Origin of the sequence: Pantoea sp. Ap-870 (assembly GCF_011752515.1) — a bacterium.
In the GTDB taxonomy this organism is placed as follows: Bacteria; Pseudomonadota; Gammaproteobacteria; order Enterobacterales; family Enterobacteriaceae; genus Pantoea; species Pantoea dispersa.
On the sequence record NZ_VWXG01000025.1, the window covers coordinates 1 to 567 of the forward strand.

Below are 567 nucleotides of genomic sequence, written 5' to 3' on the forward strand. Positions count from 1 at the left end.
AAACAAGCATCATCGTTGCCCACAACAGAAATCAGATCGGCAGTTGCATCAAAAACAGTAGCCGTTGATTGTACGTCAGATGAGGTACTCGTTGGCGGCGGAGCTGGATGCTATTCCGGGTCAGATGAACGCCTAAAATGGAGTCAACCCACCGGTAATGGATGGGCTGCGGCATGCCCAAATACAACGGTAACTGCTTACGCAATATGTGCGCATAAATAATCACTGATATGTATAGACAGTGAAATGTCCGGGCGAGCATCCCTCGCTCGGCAGAGGATTTGAAACAATCGTATAGCCTGAATTGGCAGGTACCTGAAAGACAATAGTACCTGATTTTGACCAGGCAGGATTGCCATCAGCCCCTGAGGCGACGGCCACTCCTCCTGCATACCCAGTCAAAGCCCACGTATTAGTGCAGCCTTGTCCATCTCCCAAATCCTTGTTAACTGTTGAGTTTCCCCCCAGGGCATACACAGTCAATGTTGAGGCACTGGAGTTAAAGCCATTGTACTGAGAAGTGAAATTACCAATACCTTTATATCTGCCAGTATTAAGACTTCCCAG

The 567-nt window shown here is 48.1% G+C and carries 1 pseudogene; it reads right to left on the minus strand.

From position 1 onward, the window contains the following. Positions 1-222: 222 nt before the first annotated feature. Positions 223-567 (minus strand): annotated as a pseudogene (locus tag F3J41_RS23355) (Shufflon protein B); the annotation flags it as partial.